This is a genomic window from Streptomyces sp. NBC_00775, assembly GCF_036347135.1.
GTDB classification, from domain to species: Bacteria; Actinomycetota; Actinomycetes; order Streptomycetales; family Streptomycetaceae; genus Streptomyces; species Streptomyces lutosisoli.
Window position 1 is genome coordinate 1,054,524 of the sequence record NZ_CP108938.1, and the last position, 23,510, is coordinate 1,078,033.

The following is a 23,510-nucleotide window of genomic DNA, read 5'->3' on the forward strand; positions in this document are numbered from 1 at the left end:
GCCAGGAAGCGCAGTGTCCCGCGAGGGCGCGCGCACCGTCCAAGCGTTTTTCTCAGCCATCGGCACGCGCGCCGCGCCCCGCTCCGTGCGGGACGCGGCGCGCGTATCGAGGCCGGGGGGCGTATCGAGGTCGGTGGGGACGCCACCCTCTGCCCGGGAGTTTTGGGCTGATTCAGACGTATTCCGCGGCCGCGTCCAGCAGCCAGTCCGCCAGATAGCCGGCGAAGGACGAACGGACCAGCACCCAGAATCCGGTCCCGGGTTCGTCCCGGGCGACCAGCACGATCTGTGCCCGGGCCAGGGTGGTCTGGGCGCAGCGTCCGGCCCCGAAGGCACGCGGGTGCAGATCCAGCGGGCAGCCGTGTGCCAGCAGGTCGCGGGCGCGGGGACCCGCGACGAGGAGGGTGGTGCGCTGGGCGGAGACATCGGTGACGGACACGGGCTCGGCACCGGCCGCCGCCCGGATCCGGCTCTCGACGTCCCGCTGAGTGCCCGCCGGGCCGACCACCAGCCACTCGTCTGGGCCGAGCCACACAGCGGTCAGCTCGCCGGCGCGTACGACGGTGTTGGGTTCGAGGGGCAGTGGGAGCGCCAGCGCGAGCGCGATGGCGTCCGCTGCCGCTCCCTTGGCGTCGAGCCGGACGTTGACCTGGGCCAGGAAGGGAAGTTCGGCCAGCCGGACCGCGCCCCCGGAGGCACGCGTCACGGCGGCCAGCCGGTCGGCGGCCCCTGCCAGGGGACTGCGGCGCGGGACGGAAAGGGCGGTGTCAGCCATCGCGGCGGGCTCCCTCGGGGTCGTAGAGGACGGGGCTGGCGACGGTCACCGGGACCAGCCGGTCGCCCACGGGGGCGTAGAGCCGCTCTCCGATGCGGTCCCGGCCACCCTTGATCAGGGCGAGCGCGAAGGTCCGGCCGAGCGCCGCGCTGCGGTAACTGGAGGTGACATGGCCGAGCATCGGGACGGGCGGGGCCGGCAGCACGCTGTCCGCCACTAGTTGCGTGCCCTCGGGGAGGAAGGTGCCGGGGTCCTCGGGGAGCAGGCCGACCAGGTGCTTGCGGTCGGGGCGGACGGCGTCGGCGCGGGCGTAGGAGCGCTTGCCGATGAAGTCGGGCTTCTTCTTCGACACCGCCCAGCTCATGCCGAGGTCGTGCGGCGTGACCGTGCCGTCGCTGTCCTGGCCGATGATCGGGTAGCCCTTCTCCGCGCGCAGGACGTGCATGGTCTCGGTGCCGTACGGGGTGATGCCGAAGGGGGCACCCGCCTCGTACAGCGCCTCCCACAGGACGAGGGCTTCCCACGGGGACACGTTGATCTCGTAGGCCAGTTCGCCGGAGAAGCTGATCCGGCACACCCTGGCCTCGATGCCCGCGACGGTCGTCTCCCGCCATGCCATGAACGGGAAGTCCTGGTTTTCCACGGCCAGTTCGGGCGCGAGCGCGCCGAGGACCTCACGGGAACGCGGGCCCACCAGGGCGACGGTGGCCCACTGCTCGGTGACGGAGGCGCAGTGGACGCGCAGTTCGGGCCACTCGGTCTGGAGCCATTCCTCCATCCAGTCCAGTACGGCGGCCGCGTTGCCCGTCGTGGTGGTGACCAGGAAGCGGTCCTGGGCGAGGCGGATGACCGTGCCGTCGTCGAAGATCATGCCGTCCAGGCGGCACATGACGCCGTAGCGGATCATGCCGACCTTCAGGTTGCTCATCATGTTGGTGTAGAGCAGGTCGAGGAAGGCGGCGGCGTCCGGGCCCTGTACGTCGATCTTGCCGAGGGTGGAGGCGTCCATGAAGCCGACGCCCTCGCGGGCGGCGGCGCACTCGCGCAGCACGGCGGTCTCCATGTCCTCGCCGTCCTGCGGGTAGTACCAGGGGCGCTTCCACTGGCCGACGTTCTCGAACAGGGCTCCGTGCATGACATGCCAGTCGTGCAGGGCGGTCGTACGAACCGGGTCGTGCAGCGCGCCGCGGTCGCGGCCGGCGAGCGTGGCGAAGGAGACCGGCGTGTAGGGCGGGCGGAACGTCGTCGTGCCGAGGGCCGAGACGTCCACGCCGAGCAGTTCGGCGACGACACCGCTGGCCAGGACCCCGGAGGTCTTGCCCTGGTCGTTGGCGGTGCCCGCCGTGGTGTAGCGCTTGGTGTGCTCGACCGAGCGCATGCCGGCGCCGGTCGCGCGGGTCAGGTCGTCGACGGTGACATCGCGTTGGAGGTCGACGAAGCGGGGTGCGTCGGTGGCTCCGGGGACGAGGAAGACCTGCATGGGTGGAGTCTGCGGCTCGGCGGTCGCGTCGGGGAGACGGGGTGCCTCGGAGGCGTAGCCCTCGGCCTCGATCGCCCGGGCTCCGGCGGCGGCGCCCTGGGCGAGGACACCGGCGAGGTCGAGGACGCCGTTCGCGCTGCCCGCGACCTCGACCGCCTGGCGGCAGGTGTCGGGGACGAAGGAGCCGAGCGTCTCGTCGTAGCGCAGCTTTCCGCCCGCCTGGCTGAACAGGTGGGCCACGGGGTTCCAGCCGCCGGAGACCAGCAGGAGGTCGGCGGCGAATTCGCGCGTCCCCGCGGACTCGCCGTAGGGGGCGGCCGTCACGGCGGTGAGCCGCGGGGCGCCTTCGGTGCCGACGACGGCGTGCCCGGTCAGCACCTCGATGCCGGCCTCGCGGGCTCGGCGCGCCCACTCCCCCGGCTCGGACGGCCGGGTGTCGACGATCGCCGCGACCTGCACGCCCGCCGCCGCGAGATCCAGCGCGGCTGCGTAGGCGCTGTCGTTGGTGGTGAAGACGACGGCGTGGCGACCCGGCAGGACACCGTGGCGGTTGACGTAGGCGCGGGCCGAGGCGGCGAGCATCACACCGGGGCGGTCGTTGTCCGCGAAGGCCAGCGAGCGCTCGTGGGCGCCGGTCGCGAGGACGACGCGACGGGCGCGGATGCGCCAGACGCGCTCTCGGGAGGCATGCTCGGGGGCCTCGGCGCCCAGGTGGTTGGTGCGGCGCTCCACGGCGAGGAGGTGGTTGTCGTCGTAGTGGCCGAAGACCGTGGTGCGGCGCAGTACGCGCACTTCGGGCGCGGCGCCGAGCTGCTCGTTCAACTCCTCCACCCAGTCGAGGAGTTGACCCGTACCCAGCAGGCTGCCGCCCAGCTCGGGCTGGTCGTCGGCGAGGATGACGCGGGCTCCGCTGCGGGCGGCTGCCGCGGCGGCGGCGAGGCCGGCCGGGCCCGCGCCCACGACGAGCAGGTCGCAGTGTGCGTGCACGGCGTCGTAGCGGGCCGGGTCCGGTTCGGTCGCGAGGCGTCCCTGGCCGGGGAGACTGGTCGCGACCAGGCCGTCGTACAGCTCCACGGTCGTCGCGGGCAGCATCGGCTCGGGGAAGGGTTCCTCGATCTGGATGACGGCGTTGGGTTCCTCGACTCCGGCGGAGAAGATGCCGCGCGGGCGGCCGAGTTTGATGCTGGTGCCGGTCTGGATGATGCCGTTGGCCAGGAGGGCGGAGGCGAGGGTGTCGCCGCGGACGCCTTCGTACTCCGTGCCGTCGAAGGTGAAGCGGAGGCGCTCGTCGCGGTGGACACGGCCGCCGGTGGGGAGCCGGAACGGTTGGGTGGCGGTGGGAGTGGTTTCTTCCCCAAGCCCACCCCTTCCCGAAACTGGGGCTGCCGCCCCAGACCCCGCGAGGTCCGTCGTCGAGTGCGAGCCGGTGGATGGGGTGTGCCCACCCTCCCCCAGTCTCGACTTCGCTCGACCGGGGGGACCCCCATCGCCCTGCGGAACGCCTGCCCACACCCCAGGCCGGGTGGGATTGTCCGGCCGCGGCTCGCCCGAGCGGTACACGGCCAGGATCTCGTTCGTCCCCGTGTCCCGCACCGCGTTGAACCAGCGGCGGCACCCCGCCGCATGGCTCCAGCGTTCTGCGAACGGGCCCTTCGGGTTGTCGCGGAAGAAGAGGTAGCTCGCCCATTCCTCGTCGGTCAGGTCCGCGGAGTTCTCCGGATACGGCACATGGGCCTGGCCGCCGTAGTGGAACTCGGCTTCGTCACGGGGCCCGCACCAGGGGCAGGGGATCAGCAGCATGGGTTCGGCTCCCTAGTGGGCCACCGCGGCCGCGCCGTGCTCGTCGACGAGCGCGCCGGTGGTGAAACGGTCGAGCGAGAAGGGGGCGTTGAGGTGGTGAGGGGTGTCGTGGGCGATGGTGTGGGCGTAGACCCAGCCGACGCCCGGAGTGGCCTTGAAGCCGCCGGTTCCCCAGCCGCAGTTCAAGTAGAGGTTGTCCACCGGGGTGAGGCCGACGATGGGTGAGGCGTCGGGGCTGACGTCGACGATGCCGCCCCAGGTGCGCAGCACATGGGCGCGGGCGAAGACCGGGAAGAGTTCCAGGGCGGCGGACATCTGCTCTTCGATGATGTGGAAGGCGCCGCGCTGGGTGTAGGAGTTGTACGAGTCGATGCCCGCGCCCATCACCAGCTCGCCCTTGTGGGCCTGGCTGACGTACACATGGACGGCGTTGGACATGACGACCGTCGGGTGCACCGGCTCCAGGAGTTCGGAGACGAGTGCCTGCAACGGGTGGCTCTGGAGCGGGAGTTCGATGCCTGCCATGGCGGCGAGGACCGAGGAGTGGCCCGCCGAACACAGCGCCACTTTGCCCGCCGCGATCGGGCCGAGCGTGGTCTGTACGCCGACCACCCGGCCGCCGACGATGTCGAGGCCGGTGACCTCGCAGTTCTGGATGATGTCGATGCCGGCGGCGTCGGCGGAGCGGGCCAGGCCCCAGGCGACGTGGTCGTGCTTGGCGATGCCGGCGCGCGGCTGGTAGGTGCCGCCCATGACCGGATAGCGCACGTCGGGCGAGATGTTGACGATCGGGCAGACCTCCTTGACCTGCCGCTCGTCGAGCCACTCGGCGTCCACGCCGTTGAGCCGGTTCGCCTCGACGCGGCGCACGCTGTCGCGGACGTCCTGAAGGCTGTGGGCGAGGTTCAGCACACCGCGCTGGGAGAAGAGGATCGGGTAGTCGAGCTCCTCCTCCAGTCCCTCCCACAGTTTGAGCGCGTGCTCGTAGATGCCCGCGCTCTCGTCCCACAGGTAGTTGGAACGGATGATCGTGGTGTTGCGGGCCATGTTGCCGCCCGCCAGCCAGCCCTTCTCCAGCACGGCGACGTTGGTGATGCCGTGGTTCTTCGCCAGGTAGTGGGCGGTGGCGAGGCCGTGGCCGCCGCCGCCCACGATCACCACGTCGTACGACCGCTTGGGCTCGGGTGTGCGCCACAGCCAGTCGGGGTGTTCGGGGAGCTCGGCGCCGGGGGTGCGGGGGCTCATCGGGCGTCTCCGGCTTCTGTTCCTGTAGCTGCTGCTGCGTCTTCTGCTTCTGCTTCTGCTTCTGCTTCTGAAAGGTGCGGGTAGAGCGGGTGCTTGGCCGCCAGCGCCTCCGTGCGGGCGCGCAGGGCGGCGATGTCGGGCTCCGGCTGGAGGGCCGACGCGATCACGTCGGCGACCTCTTCGAAGTCCTGCTCCGTGAAGCCGCGGGTCGCCAGCGCCGGAGTGCCGATGCGCAGCCCGGACGTGACCATGGGCGGGCGCGGGTCGAAGGGCACGGCATTGCGGTTGACGGTGATGCCGATCTCGTGGAGCAGGTCTTCCGCCTGCCTGCCGTCCAGCTCGGAATCACGCAGGTCGACCAGGACGAGGTGGACGTCCGTGCCGCCGGTGAGGACCTTGACCCCGGTGGCCGCCACGTCGGTCCGGGTGAGCCGCTCGGCGAGGATGCGGGAGCCGGCCAGCGTACGGGCCTGGCGTTCGGCGAACCCGGGTGACGCGGCGACCTTGAAGGACACCGCCTTCGCGGCGATGACGTGCTCCAGCGGGCCGCCCTGCATCCCGGGGAACACCGCCGAGTTGATCTTCTTGGCGAGGTCGGCCTCGTTGGTGAGGATGACTCCGCCGCGCGGGCCGCCGAGTGTCTTGTGCGTGGTCGTCGTGGTGACGTGGGCGTGCGGGACCGGGTTCGGGTGCAGCCCGGCGGCGACCAGGCCCGCGAAGTGCGCCATGTCGACCATGAGGAGGGCGCCAACCTCGTCGGCGATCCGGCGGAAGGCCGCGAAGTCCAGCTGCCGGGGGTACGCCGACCAGCCCGCGATGATCATCTTGGGGCGGTGCTCCTTGGCGAGGCGCTCCACCTCGTCCATGTCGATCAGATTGTCCGTCTCGGCCACGTGGTACGGCACGACGTTGAGCATCTTGCCGCTGTAGTTGATGCGCATGCCGTGGGTGAGGTGCCCGCCGTGCGCGAGGTCGAGGCCGAGGATCGTGTCGCCGGGCTGGAGCAGGGCGAAGAAGACGGCGGTGTTGGCCTGGGCGCCCGAGTGCGGCTGGACGTTGGCGAATCCGGCGCCGAAGAGGGACTTGACGCGCTCGATGGCCAACCGCTCGGTGACGTCGACGTGTTCGCAGCCGCCGTAGTAGCGGCGGCCAGGGTAGCCCTCCGCGTACTTGTTGGTGAGGACCGAGCCCTGGGCCTCCAGCACGGCGGAGGGTGCGAAGTTCTCGGAGGCGATCATTTCGAGGGTGGACTGCTGGCGGTGCAGCTCGGCGCGGAGTGCGGCGTGGACCTCGGGGTCCAGTTCCGCCAGGGGGGTGTTCAGCGCGTTCATACGGCGTTCGCGTTCCTCTCGGCGGCCTCGACGACATTGGCGAGCAGCATGGCTCGGGTCATGGGGCCCACGCCCCCGGGCATCGGCGCGAGCCACCCGGCGACCTGGGCCGCGTCCGGGTGCACGTCGCCGACCAGCCCGTGGTCGGTGCGGGTGATGCCGACGTCCAGGACCGCCGCGCCGGGGCGCAGCATGTCCTTGGTGATCAGCCCGGGCGAGCCGGCCGCCGCGACGACGATGTCCGCCTCGCGTACGTGCCAGGCCAGGCCCTTGGTGCCGGTGTGGCAGAGGGTGACGGTGGCGTTCTCGGACCTGCGGGTGAGCAGCAGTCCGAGGGGCCGTCCGACGGTGATGCCCCGGCCGATCACGCACACCCGCGCTCCGGCGATGGGCACGTCGTACCGGCGGAGCAGTTCGACGATGCCGCGCGGGGTGCACGGCAGCGGGGCGTCGACGCCGAGGGTGAGCCTGCCGAGGCTGACGGGGTGCAGGCCGTCGGCGTCCTTGGCCGGGTCCATGCGTTCCAGTACGGCGTTGGCGTCCAGGTGGCGCGGGAGCGGGAGTTGAACGATGTAGCCGGTGCAGGCGGGATCGGCGTTGAGCTCGTCGATCACGTCCTCGACCTGCTCCTGCGTGGCGTCGGCGGGCAGTTCACGGCGGATGGAGGCGACACCGATCTGCGCGCAGTCACGGTGTTTCCCGCCGACGTAGGCGCGGCTGCCGGGGTCGTCGCCGACCAGGACCGTACCGAGCCCCGGCGGACGGGCGCCCGTGGCGGTCAACTTGGCCACGCGCTCGGCGAGTTCGCCGCGGATCGCGGCGGCGGTCGCCTTGCCGTCGAGCAGTTGTGCTGTCACCGGCGGTGCTCCTTCTCTCGAAGCTGACGCTGAGTGCTAGCCACGGAGGCGGGACATGGTCGGGTCGAACAGGGGCTCCTCGGCCACGACGGCCTCGACGCGCTGGTCGAAGTAGCCGATGTGCACGGTGGTGCCGGGGGTGGCGAGTTCCGCCGGGAGCCAGGCGTAGGCGATGCCCTTGCCGATCGTGTAGCCGTAGGCCGCGCTGGTGACATAGCCGACGGCGCGGTCACCGTCGTACACCGGCTCCTTGCCCATGACGACGGACCGCGGGTCGTCGATGGTGAGGCAGGTGAGCTTGCGTCGTACGTCGGCCTTGCGGCGCTCAAGGGACGTCTTGCCGAGGAAGTCGCCCTTGTCGAGCTTGACGGCGAAGCCGACGCCGGCCTCGTAGGGGTCGTGCTCGTAGGTCATGTCGGTGCCGAAGGAGCGGTAACCCTTCTCCAGGCGGAGGCTGTTGAAGGCGCCGCGCCCGGCGATGATGCCGCCCAGCGGCTTGGCCGCCTGCCACAGGGTGTCCCACAGCTTCTGGCCCAGGTCGGCGGTGGTGTACAGCTCCCAGCCGAGCTCACCGACGTACGACAGGCGCATCGCGGTGACGGGGACGGAGCCGATGTGGGCGCGCTTGGCGCGGAAATACTTCAGGCCGTCGTTCGAGAAGTCCTCGTCCGTGAGGGGCTGGAGGACCTTGCGGGCGAGTGGGCCCCACAGGCCGATACAGCAGGTGCCGGGCGTGATGTCACGGACCTGGACCGTGCCGTCGGCGGGGAGGTGGCGGGTGAACCAGTCGAGGTCCAGGTTGCCGTTGGCGCCGACCTGGAAGAGGTCGCGGGCCAGCCGGGCGACGGTGACGTCGCTGCGGATGCCGCCGTCCTCGTCCAGGAGGAGGGTGTAGGTGACGGAGCCGACGGACTTGTCGATCTTGCCGGTGGACAGCCGCTCCAGGAAGGCGGCGGCCCCGGGTCCGGCGACCTCCAGGCGCTTGAGGGCCGTCATGTCGTACATCGCGACGGTCTCGCGGGTGGCCTGTGCCTCGGCGCCGACGATGGGCGACCAGTAGCGTGCGGCCCAGTCGTTCGGGGTGGGTATGGAACGGCCTTCGACCAAGCTCGCGTTGGCCTCGTACCACTGCGGGCGCTCCCAGCCGTTCGCCTCCAGGAAGAAGGCGCCCAGCTCCTGCTGGCGGGCGTGGAAGGGGCTGGTGCGGATCGGGCGCGGGTCCCCGGACGGCTGGAGGGGGTGCAGGATGTCGTAGACCTCGACGAAGTTCTGGCAGTCGCGGGCCAGGACGTACTCCGGGGCGAGCTGGTGCAGTTCGAAGCGGTTGACGTCGCACTCGTGCAGGTCGAAGGACGAGCAGTAGCCGTCGACCAGCCATTCGGCCATGGCCCGGCCCACTCCGGCGGAGTGGGTGACCCAGACGGCCTCGGCGACCCAGAAGCCCTTGACGTCCGGGGACTCGCCGAGCAGGGGCAGGCCGTCGGTGGTGAAGGAGAACAGGCCGTTGATGCCCTCCTCGACCTTGGCCTCCCTCGTCGCGGGGAGCAGGGACTGGGTCTCGCTCCAGGCGTCCTCGAAGTCGTCCTCGGTGAACTTCAGGACCGACGGCATCTCGTTGGCCTCGTCCACGGACAGGATGTCGTCCGCGGAGATCGGCATCGGGCGGTGGCCGTAGTAGCCGATGCCCAGGGTGTCGTAGCGGTCGCGGTAGTAGAGGTCGGCGTCCTGGTGGCGCAGGATCGGGCGCACGGCCTCCTCGGTCTGGCCCGCCAGCGCCGGTACCGGGCCGGTCCAGGCCAGTTGGTGACCGAGCGGGGTGAGCGGGAGGTTCATGCCGGCCATGCGGGCGATCTTCGGGCCCCAGATGCCGGCGCAGCACACGACGATGTCGGCGGGGATCTCGCCCTGGTCGGTGAGGACGCCGGTCACCCGGCCCTCGCTCTGCCGCACGTCGAGGACTTCGTGGCGGGCGAGGAAGCGTACGCCGCGCTCGGTGGCCCGGCGGATCTGGGCCTCGACCGCGAGGACGGCCTTGGCGAGGCCGTCGGTCGGTACCAGGAGGCCGCCGAGGACCTTGTCCGGGTTCACGAGCGGGTGCTGTTCGACGCACTCCTCGGCGCTCAGCAGCCGGGCCTCGATGCCCCAGGCGGTGATCCAGCCGTGGCGGCGGTGCAGTTCCGCGACACGCTCGGGGGTGGTCGCCACCTCGAGGCCGCCGACCTGGAGGAAGCAGGGCTGCCCGTCGACGTCGAGGGAGCAGAACTTCTCGACGGTGTAGCGGGCCAACTCGGTCATGGTCTTGGAGGAGTTCGTCTGGAAGACCAGGCCCGGGGCGTGCGACGACGACCCCCCGGTGGCGGGCAGCGGGCCCTGGTCGACCACGGTCACTTCGGTCCAGCCTCGCGCGGAAATCTCGTCGGCGAGGGCCGCTCCCACGACGCCCGCTCCGATGATGACCACTCGGGGTCCCGCCATCGCCGCACCTCCGGCTTGAAAGCCATCCAGTTGCTGTGTGCGCAACATGCTTCAGGTTGCGCAACTCAATGTGCCCGTCGCGGGGATGAGTGTCAAGAGGTCCGTGACGTCGGAAAACAGCCCGAAACGCGACGAGGCCCGGCAGGCTGCCAGCGCAGCCTGCCGGGCCCCTCCGGCGGGTTTCCGGGTCACTCGTGCGGCAACGGCTCCGCCGCCGGCCCGGGGGCCGGAGACGGTGCCGCCTCGCGTTCTACTTGATCCAGGCGTCGACCTTGTCGCGGTTGGCCTCGACCCACTTCTTCGCCGCGGCGTCGGCCGACATCTTGTCCACCGCGATGTACTTGGCCACGGTGTTCTGGTCGTCGTTCGTCCAGTTGAACTTCTTCACCAGGTCATAGGCCGGGCTGCCCGACTTGGCGAACTTCGCGCTGACGACCTTGTCGAGGTCGTACACGGGATAGTCGCAGGCGACCTTCGCCGCATCCGCGTCACAGCCCGTCTTGTACGTCGGCAGATTGACCTTGACCAGCGGCACCTCGGACAGGAACCACTGCGGCTCGTAGAAGTAGCCGATCACCCATTCCTTGTTCTTCTCGGCCTTCCGGTAGGCCTGGATGAGCGCGGTCTCGCTGCCCGCGTACACCACCTTGAAGTCCAGCTTCAGGTTCTTCACCAGCGCCTCGTCGTTGGTGACGTACGACGGGTCGCCGTCGAGCAGCTGGCCCTTGCCGCCCGACTCCGAGGTCTTGAACTTGGACGCGTACTTGTCCAGGTTCTTCCAGTCGGTGATGTCCGGGTGCGCCTTCGCCAGCCACGGCGGTACGTACCAGCCGATGATGCCTTTGTTGCCGGTCTGGCCGGCCTCGACGGCGGTCTTCTGCCCGGAGATGTACTTCTTCTTCAGATCGTCGTGACCCCAGTTCTCCAGGACGGCGTCGACCTCGCCGGTCCCGAAGCCCTGCCAGGCGATCTCCTCCTTCAGGTCCTTCTTGTTGACCGTACAACCGAGGTCGTGCTGCGCGACATACGCGACGACCGCCGCGTCCGCCTCGTAGCCCACCCACGGGTTGACCGCGAGGTTGAAGGTGCCGCACTTGCCCGAGCTGCTGTCCGAGCCGGCGGAGCTGTCACCGACCTTCGCACCGCCGCAGGCGGTGAGTGTGAGGCCGAGGACCGCTATGCCGGCCGCGCCGACTCTCCACTTTTTTGCTTGCGTTGCCATGGTCCGTGCTCCCTTATGCGCTCGTACGTCGCGCCGCTGCCTGAGTGATCCGGTCGAACATGACACCGAGCAGTACGATGGCGAGCCCCGCCGCCAGCCCCTTGCCGTACAGCTCTCCCCGCGAGAATCCGGCCACGACGTCGTAGCCGAGGGCGCCCGCTCCTACCAGGCCGCCCACAACAACCATCGACAGCACGTAGATCAGGCCCTGGTTGGTCGCGAGCGTCAGGGCACTGCGTGACATCGGCAGTTGAACCTTGGTGATGATCTGCCAGGTGTTGCACCCGGCAGCCGTGGCCGCCTCGACGGTGGTCTCGGGCACGGCCCGGATCCCGTCCGCGACGATCTTGATGGCGACCGGGACCGCGTAGACGACCGCGGCGACGATCGCCGTGAAGCGTGTCGCGCCGAACAGCGCGAGGAACGGCACGAGATAGACGAACGGCGGCATGACCTGCGCGGCGTCCAGGGTGGGCCGCAGCAGCCGGTCCACGAGCTGGCTGCGCCCCATCCACACCCCGAAGGTGACACCGAGCAGCATCACCAGCACCGTCGCCACGAAGGTCGACGCCAGCGTCGTCATGCTGTCCGACCACATGCCCGTGCCGACCAGCAGTCCCACGCACACGGCCGTGGTGACCCCGGCGCGCCATCCGCCGAGCACCGCGCCGAACGCGACCAGGGCCCCGCCGACCAGCCACCACGGGGAGTCGGTCAGCAGCGTCTGGAACGGATTGAGAAGGCCGTTGGTGATGGCGTCGCGGAAGGCGTTCGTGACGCCCGACAGATTGTCCTGCGCCCAGGTGGTCACGTTGTCCGCCGCGCTCGCGATGGTGCTGCCGGTGCTGCCCTCCCCGGGGAACTCGGCCGCCCATACGTAGGTGTGCGACAGATACGCCAGCACCGCCGCCGCCACTCCGCCTGCCACCAGCAGCTGCCGTCGCCACTTGAGGAAGCGGTTCCCCGAGCGCCGGGCCGCCTCCGCCCGTCCGCTCGCCGCGGTCGTGACGCGGTCGAGGAAGATGGCCATCACGACGATGGCCAGGCCCGCGTTGAACGCCGTGCCGACGTCCAGCGACTGCAGGGCCTGCACGACGGTCTTTCCGAGGCCGGGCGCGTCGATCAGGGCCGCGATGGTCACCATGGCCAGGGCGGCCATGATGGTCTGGTTGACGCCCATCACCACGGTCCGCTTGGACATCGGCAGCAGGACCTTCAGCAGCGTCTGCCGCCGCGTCGAGCCCAGCGAGTCGGCCGCCTCGACGGTGGTCTCCGGCACGGAACGGATGGCGTGCGCGGTGATGCGGATCGCCGGCGGTGCCGCGTAGATCAGGGTGGCGATCGTGGCGGAGGCCGGGCCGATGAGGAAGAACAGCGTCAGGGGGGCCAGGTAGACGAAGGTCGGCATCGTCTGCATGAAGTCCAGGAAGGGCGTCATGATCCGGTTGAACCGGTCGGACAGTCCCGCCCACACGCCCAGCGGGATGCCGATCAGCAGCGCCACGAAGACCGCGGAGAGGGTCAGCGCCAGCGTGTCCATGCTCTCCTGCCACAGGCCCTGGAACCCGAAGAAGGTGAACCCGGCCACGGCCAGGAGGGCGACCCGCCAGTTGCCCACGGCCCAGGAGATGTAGCCGACGATGCCGACGACGCCGAGCCAGCCGATCTGCGGCAGAGGACGGCCGGGGGGCGGCTGGGAGATCAGGTGCTGGATGAAGGTCACCAGGTTGTCGATGACCAGACGGATCTCGTTGAAGAAGTACAGGAACAGCGGGTTGGAGTTGCGGTCGGCACCGATCGAGTCGTTGACGTCGTTGAACCAGCGGTGCAGACCGGTGAGGTCCGCCGCCGCCAGCGTCAGGGTCTGCTTTCCGCGCAGCACGGCGAAGAGCAGCAGCCAGACGACCAGGATCGCGGCCACCATCATGCGGCGGCTGACCTTGCGCACGCCCACGACGGGCGCGGTCTTCTCCGCCTGCTCCGCCGTGTCGGCGTTCTCCGGCTTCTCCAGGGCGACGGTCATCACATGTCGCCTTCCTGCCCGGCGACGACCGCGAGGATCTCCTCGTCGCCGACGATGCCGAGCAGCTTGCCGTTCTCGACGACCTTGACCGGCTTGTCCGCCGCCAGTACGGCCCGGGTGGCTTCCCGCACCACGACGTCCGGGCCCAGCTCGGGACCGTCCAGGGCGTCGCCGTCCACCGCCGGACGCATGATCCACCGCAGGGTCAGTACGTCGCCGCGCGGCACGTCCTTGACGAACTCCCGTACGTAGTCGTCGGCGGGGGCGCCGACCAGTTCGTCGCCGGTGCCGCACTGGACCATCTTGCCGTCGCGCATGATGAGGATGCGGTCGCCCAGCTTGAGGGCCTCGGAGAGGTCGTGGGTGATGAACACCATGGTCTTGCCGACCTCGTGGTGCAGCCGGATGACCTCGTTCTGCATGTCACGGCGGATCAGCGGGTCGAGCGCCGAGAAGGGTTCGTCGAAGAGGAGCACGTCCGGATCGCCGGCCAGCGCCCTGGCGAGGCCGACGCGCTGCTGCATACCGCCGGAGAGCTGGTCGGGGTAGGAGTTCTCGTAGCCGGAGAGTCCGACCAGTTCGACGACCTCCAGGGCTCGCTTGGTGCGCTCGGCCTTGCTCATGCCGCGTATCTCCAGGCCGAAGGAGACGTTGTCGACGACCCTGCGGTGCGGCAGCAGCCCGAAGTGCTGGAAGACCATGGAGAACTTGCGGCGGCGCAGTTCCCGCAGGCGTTTGTCGTCGGCGTCACGGATGTCCTCGCCCTCGAAGACGATCTCACCCGCGGTGGGTTCGATCAGCCGGGTCAGACATCGCACCAGGGTGGACTTGCCGGAGCCGGACAGGCCCATGACGACGAAGACCTCGCCGGGCGAGACCTCGAAGTTCACATCGCGTACGGCGGCGGTGCATCCGGTGCGGTCCATCAGCTCGCGGCGGGTGAGCCCGCACAGCTCCTCGGATTCCGGTACCTGGTCGGCCTTCGGCCCGAACACCTTCCACAGGTTGCGCACGGATATGACCGGGGTGGGTGCCGAGTCCTGGGGCGTGCCGCGCCGCTGCGGCACCTCGGTCTGTGCTGGGGTCACGATCGACCTCTTTTCGGCGTTCAGCCGCGGAACCAGTGCTGCGGCCGGGGTTGGATGTTCTGCCAGATGTGCTTGGGCTCTCGGTACTCGTCCAGGCCGGTCGGTCCCAGTTCCCTGCCCACGCCCGAGTGCCCGAAGCCACCCCATTCCGCTTGCGGCACGTAGGGGTGGTAGTCGTTGATCCACACCGTGCCGTGGCGCAGCCGCCGGGCGACCCGCTGGGCCTTGCCGGCGTCCTGCGTCCAGACGGCGCCGGCGAGTCCGTACTCGGTGTCGTTGGCGATCCGTACGGCGTCGTCCTCGTCGGTGAAGCGCTCGACGGTCAGCACGGGCCCGAAGGACTCCTCGTGCACCACCCGCATGTCCTGCGTGCACGCGTCGAGCACGGTCGGCGGGTAGTAGTAGCCGTCCGCGAGGGCGGGGTCGCCCGGCCGTTCGCCGCCGCAGCGCAGTACGGCGCCCTCGGCGAGCCCGGCCGCGACATACGCCTCGACCTTCTCCCGGTGCGGTGCGGAGATCAGCGCACCGGTCTCGGCCTCGGGGTCGAAGGGCCCGCCGAGCCGGATCTGCCGGGCGCGACGCACCACCTCGTCGACGAAGCGGTCGTGCAGCGAGTCCTCGACGATCAGCCGGGCGCCGGCCGAGCAGACCTGCCCCGAGTGCAGAAAGACGGCCGTGAGAGCGAAGTCCACGGCCGTCTCGAAATCGGCGTCGGCGAAGATGACATTGGGGTTCTTGCCGCCCAGCTCCAGCGCCACCTTCTTCACGGTCGCGGCAGCGGTGGCCATGATGCGCTTGCCGGTCTCCAGGCCCCCGGTGAAGGAGACCATGTCGACGGCCGGGTCCTCGGAGAGCGGTGCGCCCACCTCGGGGCCCGTGCCCAGGACGAGATTGGCGGCGCCGGCCGGGAGCCCGGCCTCCTCCAGCGCCCGCATCAGCAGGATCGAGGTGGAGGGGGTGAGCTCGCTGGGCTTGAGGACGATCGTGTTGCCCGCGAGCAGGGCGGGCGCGACCTTCCAGGACGCCTGGAGCAGCGGGTAGTTCCAGGGGGTGATGAGCCCGCACACGCCGACCGGTTCGTAGACGACGCGGCTAACGGCGTCGTCGCGGCCGGTGTCGATCACCCGGCCGGCATCGGTGCCGCCGATCCCGCCGTAGTAGCGGAAGCAGGAGACGACGTCGGCGATGTCGTACTCGCTCTCCACCAGCCGCTTGCCGGTGTCCAGCGATTCGGCGCGGGCGAACTCCTTGGCGTCACGCTCGATGAGATCGGCGGTGCGCAGCAGCAGCGCACCGCGCTCCCGCTCGGGGGTGCGCGGCCAGGGTCCTTCGTCGAAGGCCCGGCGGGCCGCGGCGATCGCGGCCTCGGTGTCGGGACGCGTCCCCTCGGACACGGTCGCGGCAAGTGTGCCGTCAGCGGGACAGCGGATCTCGCGATGGCCTCCGGCCACCGCATCGCGCCATTCTCCGTCCACATACAGGTCTTCCACGCGTGGAGCCCTTCGAGCGAATTTCGTTGCGCATCGTGCACCGTATTGCTTGTGGTGGAACACCCTGGCGAATGTGCGGACATACGTCAAGGGGTTGGCGGATGACGATTTCACCATGCGGGCAGTTGCGTGGCCGCTCTTGACCATAAGCCGCGCGTAGCCCAACCATGTTGCGTATCGCTCACCATGTTGTGCAATACGCACCGACGGAGGCTGCACATGTCCCCTCGACCGCATCCTGGCCGTGAGTACGTCCTCACTCTCTCGTGTCCGGACAGCGCCGGACTGGTCCACGCCGTGAGCGGCTTTCTCGTCAGGAACTCCGGAAACATCCTGGAGAGCCAGCAGTTCGATGACCGGCTCAAGGGCCGTTTCTTCATGAGGGTCCACTTCGACGTTTCCGATCCAAACGCCGATCTGAAAACTCTGCGTTACCGATTCGGCCCCGTCGCCGAGGCCTACCGGATCTCCTGGACCCTCCGGGACGCCTCCACTCCGACCAGGACGCTGATCATGGTGTCCAAGTTCGGCCACTGCCTCAACGATCTGCTCTTCCGCCGGCGCACCGGCGCCCTCAACATCGAGATCCCCGCGATCGTCTCCAACCACCGGGACTTCGAGGGGCTGGCGGAGACCTACGGCGTCCCCTTCCACCACATCCCGGTGACCAAGGACACCAAGGCCGAGGCCGAGGCCCGCCTGCTGGAGCTCGTACGCGAGCTGGACATCGACCTGGTGGTGCTGGCCCGCTACATGCAGATCCTCTCCGACGACCTGTGCAAGCAGCTGGAGGGGCACGCCATCAACATCCACCACTCCTTCCTCCCCAGCTTCAAGGGCGCCCGCCCCTACCAGCAGGCGTACGACCGCGGGGTGAAGCTCGTCGGCGCGACGGCACACTATGTGACACCGGACCTGGACGAGGGACAGATCATCGACCAGGACGTCGTCCGGGTGGACCACTCGCTCGACTCCGAGGAACTGGTCACGGTCGGGCGGGACGTGGAGGCGCAGGTGCTGGCGCACGCGGTGAAGTGGCACAGCGAGAGCCGCGTGATGGTGGACGGCAACCGCACGGTGGTGTTCCGCTGAGCGGTGCGCACGATCGCGGGGCGGGGCTGGATTGATTCCAGCCCCGCCCCGCCGTTGTATACGGGCTCCGGCCGGAGCCCGTGGATGTCTTGAGGGCGCAGGCCCGCACCACTTGGGCGCAGGCCAGCACTACTTGGGCGCGGCCCGCACCACTTGGGCGCAGGCCGCACCACTCGGGCGCAGGCCGGCATCATCCAGCCCGTCCGGCGTTTGAGGACGAGGCCGTTCAGGCCGATAGGGGGGTCTGGGGGCGCAGCCCCCAGCGAGGCCCACTGCAGCCAAGCAGCACGAGCGAGACTCCCTCAGCCGCCCAACCGCTCCAGCACAGCGCAGCGCCACCGTTCGGTCTCGGCGACCTGATTGAACGTGAACACATGCAGGCCCGCCACCCCCGCCGAGGGCGCGCTGAGTGCCTCGGCGCTGCGGGCGAGCAGGCGGTCGGGCGAGTAGCCGCCGGGGGTCGCGAAGCGCAGGAACCAGGAGGCGTGCTTGGTCAGGAAGCGGGTCGACTCCCCCACCCCGATCTTCGTCGCCATGGACAGCAGCTTCGCCCGCTGCACGGGCCCCGCGACGCCCACATGGACGGGCAGGATGACATCGCGACGCCGTATCCGGCCGACCCAGTCACCGAGCACACGCGGGTCGAAGCAGAGGTTGCTCACGATGTACGTGGCGTGCGCGCGCTTGTCCCACATGGCCTGGATGGTGAGGTCGTCGTGGATGAGCGGGTGGCTCTCGGGATAGCCGGTGATGCCGACGCGGGCGAACGGGCCGCCCAGCTCGCTCAGCCTGCGCAGCACCGGCAGAGCCCCGTCGTAAGCCCCGGCCGGCGGATCGGCGTCGCCCGCCGGGACGAACACGTCGTCGACGCCCGCCTCCCGTAGCCGCTCGACGACGTCCTTCAGGTGAGCGTCGTCCCGCAGCAGCCGCGCGGGCAGGTGCGGGACCACGCGATAACCGTGCGCCGCCAGCCGGCCGACGAGGTCGAGGGTCGGTTCCAGGCCCTTGACCGGCGACGCCGTCACGGTGACGACGACGTCGCGCGGCACATGGGCGAGGACCTTGTCCTCGGTCGCTTTCGCGGGCAGCACCTCGTAGCGGACGCTCGACAGCAGCGCCCGGAAACCTTCGCCGCCCAAGGGTTACCCGGCCTGCTTCTGGGCGTCGCGGTACCGGTAGTACGCGGCCTTGGAGGCGGGCAGCGGTTCCTTGCCGAGGATGAGGTCGGCGGCCTTCTCGGCGATCATCATCACCGGCGCGTAGATGTTGCCGTTGGTGACGTAGGGCATCACCGACGCGTCGACGACACGCAGCCCCTCCACGCCGTGTACACGCATGCTCGTGGGGTCGACGACGGACATCTCGTCGGTACCCATCTTGCAGGTGCACGAGGGATGCAGGGCGGTCTCGCCCTCCTTGGCGACCCAGTCGAGGATCTCCTCGTCGCTCGCCACGGACGGGCCGGGCGAGATCTCCCCGTCGTTGTACGGGGCCAGCGCGGGCTGGTTGAGGAGCTTGCGGGCGACCCGGATGGACTCGGCCCACTCGCGGCGGTCCTGCTCGGTGGACAGGTAGTTGAAGCGCAGCGCCGGGTGCTCCTGCGGGTCCTTGCTCTTGATCTTCACCGAGCCGATGGCGTCGGAGTACATGGGCCCGACGTGCACCTGGTAGCCGTGGCCGCCGGACGGCGAGGAGCCGTCGTAGCGGACCGCGATCGGCAGGAAGTGGAACATCAGGTTGGGGTAGTCCACGTCCTCGTTGCTGCGGGCGAAGCCGCCGGCCTCGAAGTGGTTGGTCGAGGCGGGTCCCTTGCGGAAGAGCCATTGCAGGCCGATGAAGGGGGCACGCCACTTCGCCATGTACGGCTGCATGGAGACGGGCTGCTTGCAGGCGTACTGGATGTACACCTCCAGGTGGTCCTGCATGTTCTCGCCGACGCCCGGGAGGTCGTGGACGACGTCGATGCCGAGCGCGCTCAGTTCCTCGGCGTTGCCGACGCCGGAGAGCTGGAGCAGCTGCGGGGAGTTGATCGCGCCGCCGCAGAGGATGACCTCCTTGGCGCGCACCTGCTGGACCTTGCCGCGCCGCCGGTACTCGACGCCTACGGCCTTCTTGCCCTCGAAGAGGACGCGGGTGACCAGGGCGCGGGTGGTGATGGTGAGGTTGGGCCGCTTCTTCACGGGCTTCAGGTACGCCTTCGAGGCCGACAGCCGGCGGCCCCGGCTGACGTTGCGGTCGAAGGGGGCGAAGCCCTCCTGCTGGTAGCCGTTGACGTCGTCGGTGCGGGGGTAGCCCGCCTCCTGGACGGCCTTGAGGAAGGCGGTGAACAGCGGGTTGGAGGCGGGGCCGCGTTCGAGGACGAGCGGGCCTTCGTGGCCGCGGAACTCGTCGTCGGGGTCGGCCGCGAGACAGTTCTCCATGCGCTTGAAGTACGGCAGGCAGTGCGCGTAGTCCCAGGACTCCATGCCGGCGTCGGCGGCCCAGCGCTCGTAGTCCATGGGGTTGCCGCGCTGGAAGATCATGCCGTTGATGCTGCTGGAGCCGCCCAGTACCTTGCCGCGCGCGTGGTAGATGCGCCGGTCGCCCATGTGGGGCTCGGGTTCGGACTCGTACTTCCAGTCGTAGAACCGGCTGCCGATCGGATAGGTCAGCGCCGCGGGCATGTGGATGAAGACATCCCACGGGTAGTCGGGCCGGCCGGCCTCCAGGACCAGTACCTGGTTGCCCGGGTCGGCGGAGAGTCGGTTCGCCAGTGCGCTGCCGGCCGATCCACCGCCGACGATGACGAAGTCGTATTGCAGGGGAGCCATGGTGCCTCGTCTCGCTCGCGCCGTAGATACGCGAGGCATGCTAGTACGAGTATCGCTATACGCACTAGGTTGCGAGGAACGCAACTTGAAAGGTCTACGTTTCCGAGCTGTTTCTTGCCACGGTGTTGTTTACTGCGCGTATAGTTTCGCTGTGAGCAACTACAGTCCAGATACTGAAACGACAGGTTCGCAGTCCGGCGGCGTCCAGTCCGTCGACCGCGCCATCAGCGTGCTGGAGATCCTGGCCCAGCGCGGCGAGGCCGGCGTCAGCGAGGTGGCCGGCGAGATCGATGTTCACAAGTCGACCGCGTTCCGGCTGCTCGGCGCCCTGGAGGCGCGCGGTCTGGTCGAGCAGGCGGGCGAGCGCGGCAAGTACCGCCTCGGTTTCGGCATCGTACGCCTGGCGGGCGCGGTCACGGGTCGCATCGACATCACCCAGCAGGGCCGCCAGGTCTGCGAGCGCCTCGCCGAGGAGATCGGCGAGACCGTCAACATCGCCGTGATGCAGGAGCAGTACGCGATCAACCTCTACGAGGTGCGCGGCCCGGGGGCCGTCACCGCGCACAACTGGGTCGGCGAACTGACCCCGCTGCACGCCACCTCCAGCGGCAAGATCCTGCTGGCCCACATGCCCGCCAAGGAGCGCGCCGCGCTGCTGGCCGACGCCGGCCAGAAGAAGCTGACTCCGCAGACCCTGACCTCCAAGGTGAAGCTCGAGAAGAACCTCGCCGAGGCCCGGGAGCGCGGTTACGCCTGGACCCTGGAGGAGCTGGAGATAGGGCTGCACGCCATGGCCGCACCGGTCCGCGACCGGGACGGAGAGGTCATGGCGGCACTGAGCGCCTCCGGACCCTCGTACCGGTTCACCGAGGAGCGCATGCACGAGCTGGCTCCGGTGCTGGTCAAGGGCGCGGAGGAGATCAGCCACCGCATGGGTTACCTGGGCTGAGTCACCCCTGTGGCGTCCCCAGACGCTCGTTCACCCAGTCGTGGAAGGCACCGATGTGGTGCTCGCTGGGCACGAGGACCCCGCCCTTGGCGTACATCCGGGAGCTCATGCCGGGCTGCGTACGCTCGCAGGCCTCGAAGTCCTGGCGGTTGACCCGGTCGAAGAGCTCCACGGACCGGCTGACGTCCTTGCCGCTCTCGACGACGTGCGGGAGGTAGAGCCAGTCGCACTCGACGATCGTGCGGTCGACGGCCACCGGGTACATCCGGTGGAAGATCACGTGATCGGGGACGAGGTTGATGAAGACCTGCGGCTTGATGGTGATCGCGTAGTAGCGGCGGTCCTGGTCGTCGGACACGCCGGGTATGCGGTCAAGACCCTCGGAGCCGTCGACGGTGAAGCCCTGGACCTCCTCACCGAACTCGGCTCCGTGGCCGACGTAGTACTGGGCGGCGTAGCCGTCGGCGAACTCGGGGAGCACCTCGGTGAGTTCGGGGTGGATCGTGGCGCAGTGGTAGCACTCCATGAAGTTCTCGATGATGAGCTTCCAGTTCGCCTTGACGTCGTAGACGATGCGCTTGCCCACCGAGAGGTTGTCGACGTCGTAGTGCTCCAGCGACTCCACGTCGCCTAGACGGGTGACGACCTCACTGAGGACGTCCTCCTCGAAGGACGGCGGGTTCTCCGCCAGGCAGACCCAGACGTAGCCGAGCCATTCACGGACGGCCACGCTCACCAGGCCGAACTCGGTGCGGCCGACGTCGGGCATCTTCGTGAGGTTGGGCGCCGCGACGAGCTTGCCGTTCAGGTCGTACGTCCAGGCGTGGTACGGGCACTGGAAGGCGCGTTTGACCTCGCCGGCCTCCTCGGTGCAGAGCTTGGCGCCGCGGTGCCGGCAGACGTTGAAGTAGGCGCGTATGGAGTTGTCCCGTGCGCGCGTGATCAGGATGCTCTCGCGGCCCACCTCGACGGTCCGGAAGGCGCCGGGCTTGGCCAGGTCCGAGGAGCGCACGGCGCAGAACCACATCGTTTCGAAGATGCGCTCCTGCTCCTGGGCGAAGATCTCCGGATCCGTGTAGGAGGAGCCGGGCAGGGTGGCGATCAGGCTGTCCGGCAGGCTGGTCGAGGTCACAGTGCACTCCTCGGAGAACGTCGTGGATCGGTCATTCACGCGCCGGGAAGAGCGACTCCGGACGGCGTTTTAGGTGGAGCGATTTTGCGATTCACATGGGGCGTTTTGCATAGAGCAACGCTGCGTGCCATACGCAACCGCAGCATGAGATGCCGCGTCGGCGGTGTCAAGATGTCGCGGCGGAGAGCTGCTTGCGCCAGCGCATGAACAGCCGCGGCTGGTTCATCGCGAGCACGGCGACCGGTTGCCCGGCACGCCGGTAGACGGCCAGGAAGCTGCGGTCGCCCGCGGCGCCTTCTTCGACCGTCACACTGTCTGCACCGGCCGAATGACCGGCGAACTGGATCTTCACGCCGTACTGGTCCGACCAGAAGTACGGCGGCCGGGGCACACCCGGTTCCGTCGCACCCCATGCCAGCAGCGTGGCCACGGCCGCGTCGGGCCGTTCCCGCGCACCGGTCCAGTGCTCGACGCGACGGTGGATCCCCGCGTGCGGGTCGTACCAGGAGGCGCAGTCACCGACCGCGACCACACCGGCCAGGCTGGTGCGGCCGTCCGCGCCGCACTTGACGCCGTTGTCGAGGACGACGCCGGAGCCCTCCAGCCACTCGACGCACGGGCGCGCGCCCACACCGACGACGACGATGTCGGCGGGGATGCTGCGACCGTCGTCCAGCAGGACGGCGTCGACCCGGGTCTCACCGCTGAGCCCCTTGACTCCCACGCCGCACAACAGCCGTACGCCGTGGTCCGCGTGGAGGGCGGAGACGATCCCGCCCATGGTCTCGCCGAGCGGTCCGGCCAGTGGCGTGGGCGCCGCCTCGACCACCGTCACATCAAGTCCCAGGGCGTACGCCGTGGAGGCGACCTCGGCACCGATGAATCCGCCGCCGATCACCACCAGCCGCCCGCCCAGGGCCAGTTCGTCCCGCAGGGCGCGGGCGTCGTCGAGGGTGCGCAGGGTGTGCACCCCGGCCAGACCGTCGGTGCCCGGCAGCGTCCGCGCCACCGCACCGGTCGCGATGACGATGCCGTCGGCCCGGACCTCGCGGCCGTCGGCGAGCCGGACGACACGGTCCGCGCCGTCGGTGTCGAGCCCGGTGGCACGGGCGCCGAGCAGCCACTCCGCTCGCAGGTCCTCGTCGTCCGACTCCAGCGCGAGATCGGCTTCGCCGATGCCGCCGGCCAGGAACTCCTTGGACAGCGGCGGCCTGTCGTACGGGCGGTGCGGTTCGTCGCCGATGATGACGAGCCGTCCGTCGTACCCCTGTTTCCGCAATGAGCGCGCCGCCGACAGTCCGGCCAGCGAGGCACCCACCACGGCCACTGTCCTCACGCGGCGCCTCCGGCGAGCCGGGACGCGACGCACGGCGGCAGGTTGGGGGCCTCCGTGGACGGCCGGACGTAGATCATGCCGTCCGCGACGATGACCTCATGGGTGCGGACCGGGCGCTTGGCCGGCGGAGAGTCGACGGCTCCGGTCCGGAGGTCGAACTTCGAAGCATGCAGCGGGCATTCCACCTCACAGCCCTCCAGCCAGCCGTCGGCGAGCGAGGCGTCCTGGTGGGTGCAGGTGTCATCGATGGCGAAGACCTCGCCGTCGTCGGTGTGGAACACCGAAACCGGCGGATCGATGTCGAGCCGGTAGGCCTCGCCTCGCGGCAGATCCACGAGAAGGCACGCGGGAATCATCATGACACCTCGGTGCGTATAGCGAAACGGATTGCGGTAAGCGCAACGC

General features: G+C 69.6%; 17 protein-coding genes. 2 read left to right on the forward strand and 15 right to left on the reverse strand.

Annotation, left to right across the window (positions count from 1 at the left end):
• Positions 1-172: 172 nt before the first annotated feature.
• The 10 genes from OIC96_RS04915 to OIC96_RS04960 all read right to left on the reverse strand — a co-directional run bounded on the left by OIC96_RS04915 (position 173) and on the right by OIC96_RS04960 (position 15,786).
• A complete protein-coding gene (locus OIC96_RS04915) occupies positions 173-775 on the reverse strand; it encodes a sarcosine oxidase subunit gamma (RefSeq protein WP_330309102.1) in 603 nt (200 codons plus the stop codon).
• Complete coding sequence (locus OIC96_RS04920) at positions 768-4,055, reverse strand: sarcosine oxidase subunit alpha family protein (protein WP_330309101.1); 3,288 nt, start codon at positions 4,053-4,055, stop codon at positions 768-770. Before OIC96_RS04920 ends, OIC96_RS04915 begins: the two co-directional genes overlap by 8 nt.
• Before the next feature lie 12 nt (positions 4,056-4,067).
• A complete protein-coding gene (locus tag OIC96_RS04925; RefSeq protein ID WP_330309100.1) occupies positions 4,068-5,300 on the reverse strand; it encodes a sarcosine oxidase subunit beta family protein in 1,233 nt (410 codons plus the stop codon).
• On the reverse strand, positions 5,297-6,631 hold the full coding sequence (gene glyA, locus OIC96_RS04930) for a serine hydroxymethyltransferase (RefSeq protein WP_330309099.1): 1,335 nt from the start codon (positions 6,629-6,631) through the stop codon (positions 5,297-5,299). The genes OIC96_RS04925 and glyA overlap by 4 nt, the downstream gene beginning before the upstream one ends.
• A complete protein-coding gene (locus tag OIC96_RS04935) occupies positions 6,628-7,488 on the reverse strand; it encodes a bifunctional methylenetetrahydrofolate dehydrogenase/methenyltetrahydrofolate cyclohydrolase (RefSeq protein WP_330309098.1) in 861 nt (286 codons plus the stop codon). The genes glyA and OIC96_RS04935 overlap by 4 nt, the downstream gene beginning before the upstream one ends.
• 36 nt (positions 7,489-7,524) lie before the next feature.
• Complete coding sequence (locus OIC96_RS04940) at positions 7,525-9,963, reverse strand: GcvT family protein (RefSeq protein WP_330309097.1); 2,439 nt, start codon at positions 9,961-9,963, stop codon at positions 7,525-7,527.
• 250 nt (positions 9,964-10,213) lie between these two features.
• Positions 10,214-11,185, reverse strand: a complete 972-nt coding sequence (locus OIC96_RS04945) for an ABC transporter substrate-binding protein (RefSeq protein ID WP_330309096.1) — start codon at positions 11,183-11,185, stop codon at positions 10,214-10,216.
• 13 nt (positions 11,186-11,198) lie between these two features.
• A complete protein-coding gene (locus OIC96_RS04950; RefSeq protein ID WP_330309095.1) occupies positions 11,199-13,208 on the reverse strand; it encodes an ABC transporter permease in 2,010 nt (669 codons plus the stop codon).
• Positions 13,208-14,296, reverse strand: a complete 1,089-nt coding sequence (locus tag OIC96_RS04955) for a quaternary amine ABC transporter ATP-binding protein (RefSeq protein ID WP_327433749.1) — start codon at positions 14,294-14,296, stop codon at positions 13,208-13,210. The genes OIC96_RS04950 and OIC96_RS04955 overlap by 1 nt, the downstream gene beginning before the upstream one ends.
• 20 nt (positions 14,297-14,316) lie before the next feature.
• Positions 14,317-15,786: an aldehyde dehydrogenase family protein gene (locus OIC96_RS04960; protein WP_330309094.1), complete on the reverse strand. Its 1,470-nt coding sequence runs from the start codon at positions 15,784-15,786 to the stop codon at positions 14,317-14,319.
• A 219-nt stretch (positions 15,787-16,005) separates the two neighbouring features.
• On the opposite strand from OIC96_RS04960, the gene purU reads away from it, so the two are divergent.
• Entirely contained in the window at positions 16,006-16,878 is an 873-nt protein-coding gene (purU, locus tag OIC96_RS04965; protein WP_330309093.1) for a formyltetrahydrofolate deformylase, read from the forward strand.
• Between the two features lie 302 nt (positions 16,879-17,180).
• On the opposite strand, the gene OIC96_RS04970 is transcribed toward purU, so the two are convergent.
• Positions 17,181-18,017, reverse strand: a complete 837-nt coding sequence (locus OIC96_RS04970) for a 5,10-methylenetetrahydrofolate reductase (protein ID WP_330309092.1) — start codon at positions 18,015-18,017, stop codon at positions 17,181-17,183.
• Positions 18,018-18,020: 3 nt separating this feature from the next.
• On the reverse strand, positions 18,021-19,688 hold the full coding sequence (betA, locus tag OIC96_RS04975; protein WP_330309091.1) for a choline dehydrogenase: 1,668 nt from the start codon (positions 19,686-19,688) through the stop codon (positions 18,021-18,023).
• A 151-nt stretch (positions 19,689-19,839) separates the two neighbouring features.
• Here betA and OIC96_RS04980 point away from each other — a divergent pair, with 151 nt between their 5' ends.
• Positions 19,840-20,637 carry an IclR family transcriptional regulator gene (locus OIC96_RS04980; RefSeq protein WP_330309090.1) on the forward strand — a complete coding sequence of 266 codons (798 nt, stop codon included), beginning with the start codon at positions 19,840-19,842 and terminating at the stop codon, positions 20,635-20,637.
• 1 nt (position 20,638) lies between these two features.
• Here OIC96_RS04980 and OIC96_RS04985 read toward each other — a convergent pair whose 3' ends face one another.
• The 3 genes from OIC96_RS04985 to OIC96_RS04995 all read right to left on the reverse strand — a co-directional run bounded on the left by OIC96_RS04985 (position 20,639) and on the right by OIC96_RS04995 (position 23,464).
• The gene (locus OIC96_RS04985) at positions 20,639-21,769 is read right to left on the reverse strand and encodes an aromatic ring-hydroxylating oxygenase subunit alpha (RefSeq protein ID WP_330309089.1); all 1,131 of its coding nucleotides are present in this window, start codon (positions 21,767-21,769) and stop codon (positions 20,639-20,641) included.
• 166 nt (positions 21,770-21,935) lie between these two features.
• Positions 21,936-23,105 carry an NAD(P)/FAD-dependent oxidoreductase gene (locus tag OIC96_RS04990; protein WP_330309088.1) on the reverse strand — a complete coding sequence of 390 codons (1,170 nt, stop codon included), beginning with the start codon at positions 23,103-23,105 and terminating at the stop codon, positions 21,936-21,938.
• The gene (locus OIC96_RS04995) at positions 23,102-23,464 is read right to left on the reverse strand and encodes a bifunctional 3-phenylpropionate/cinnamic acid dioxygenase ferredoxin subunit (protein WP_330309087.1); all 363 of its coding nucleotides are present in this window, start codon (positions 23,462-23,464) and stop codon (positions 23,102-23,104) included. Before OIC96_RS04995 ends, OIC96_RS04990 begins: the two co-directional genes overlap by 4 nt.
• Positions 23,465-23,510: the final 46 nt, after the last annotated feature.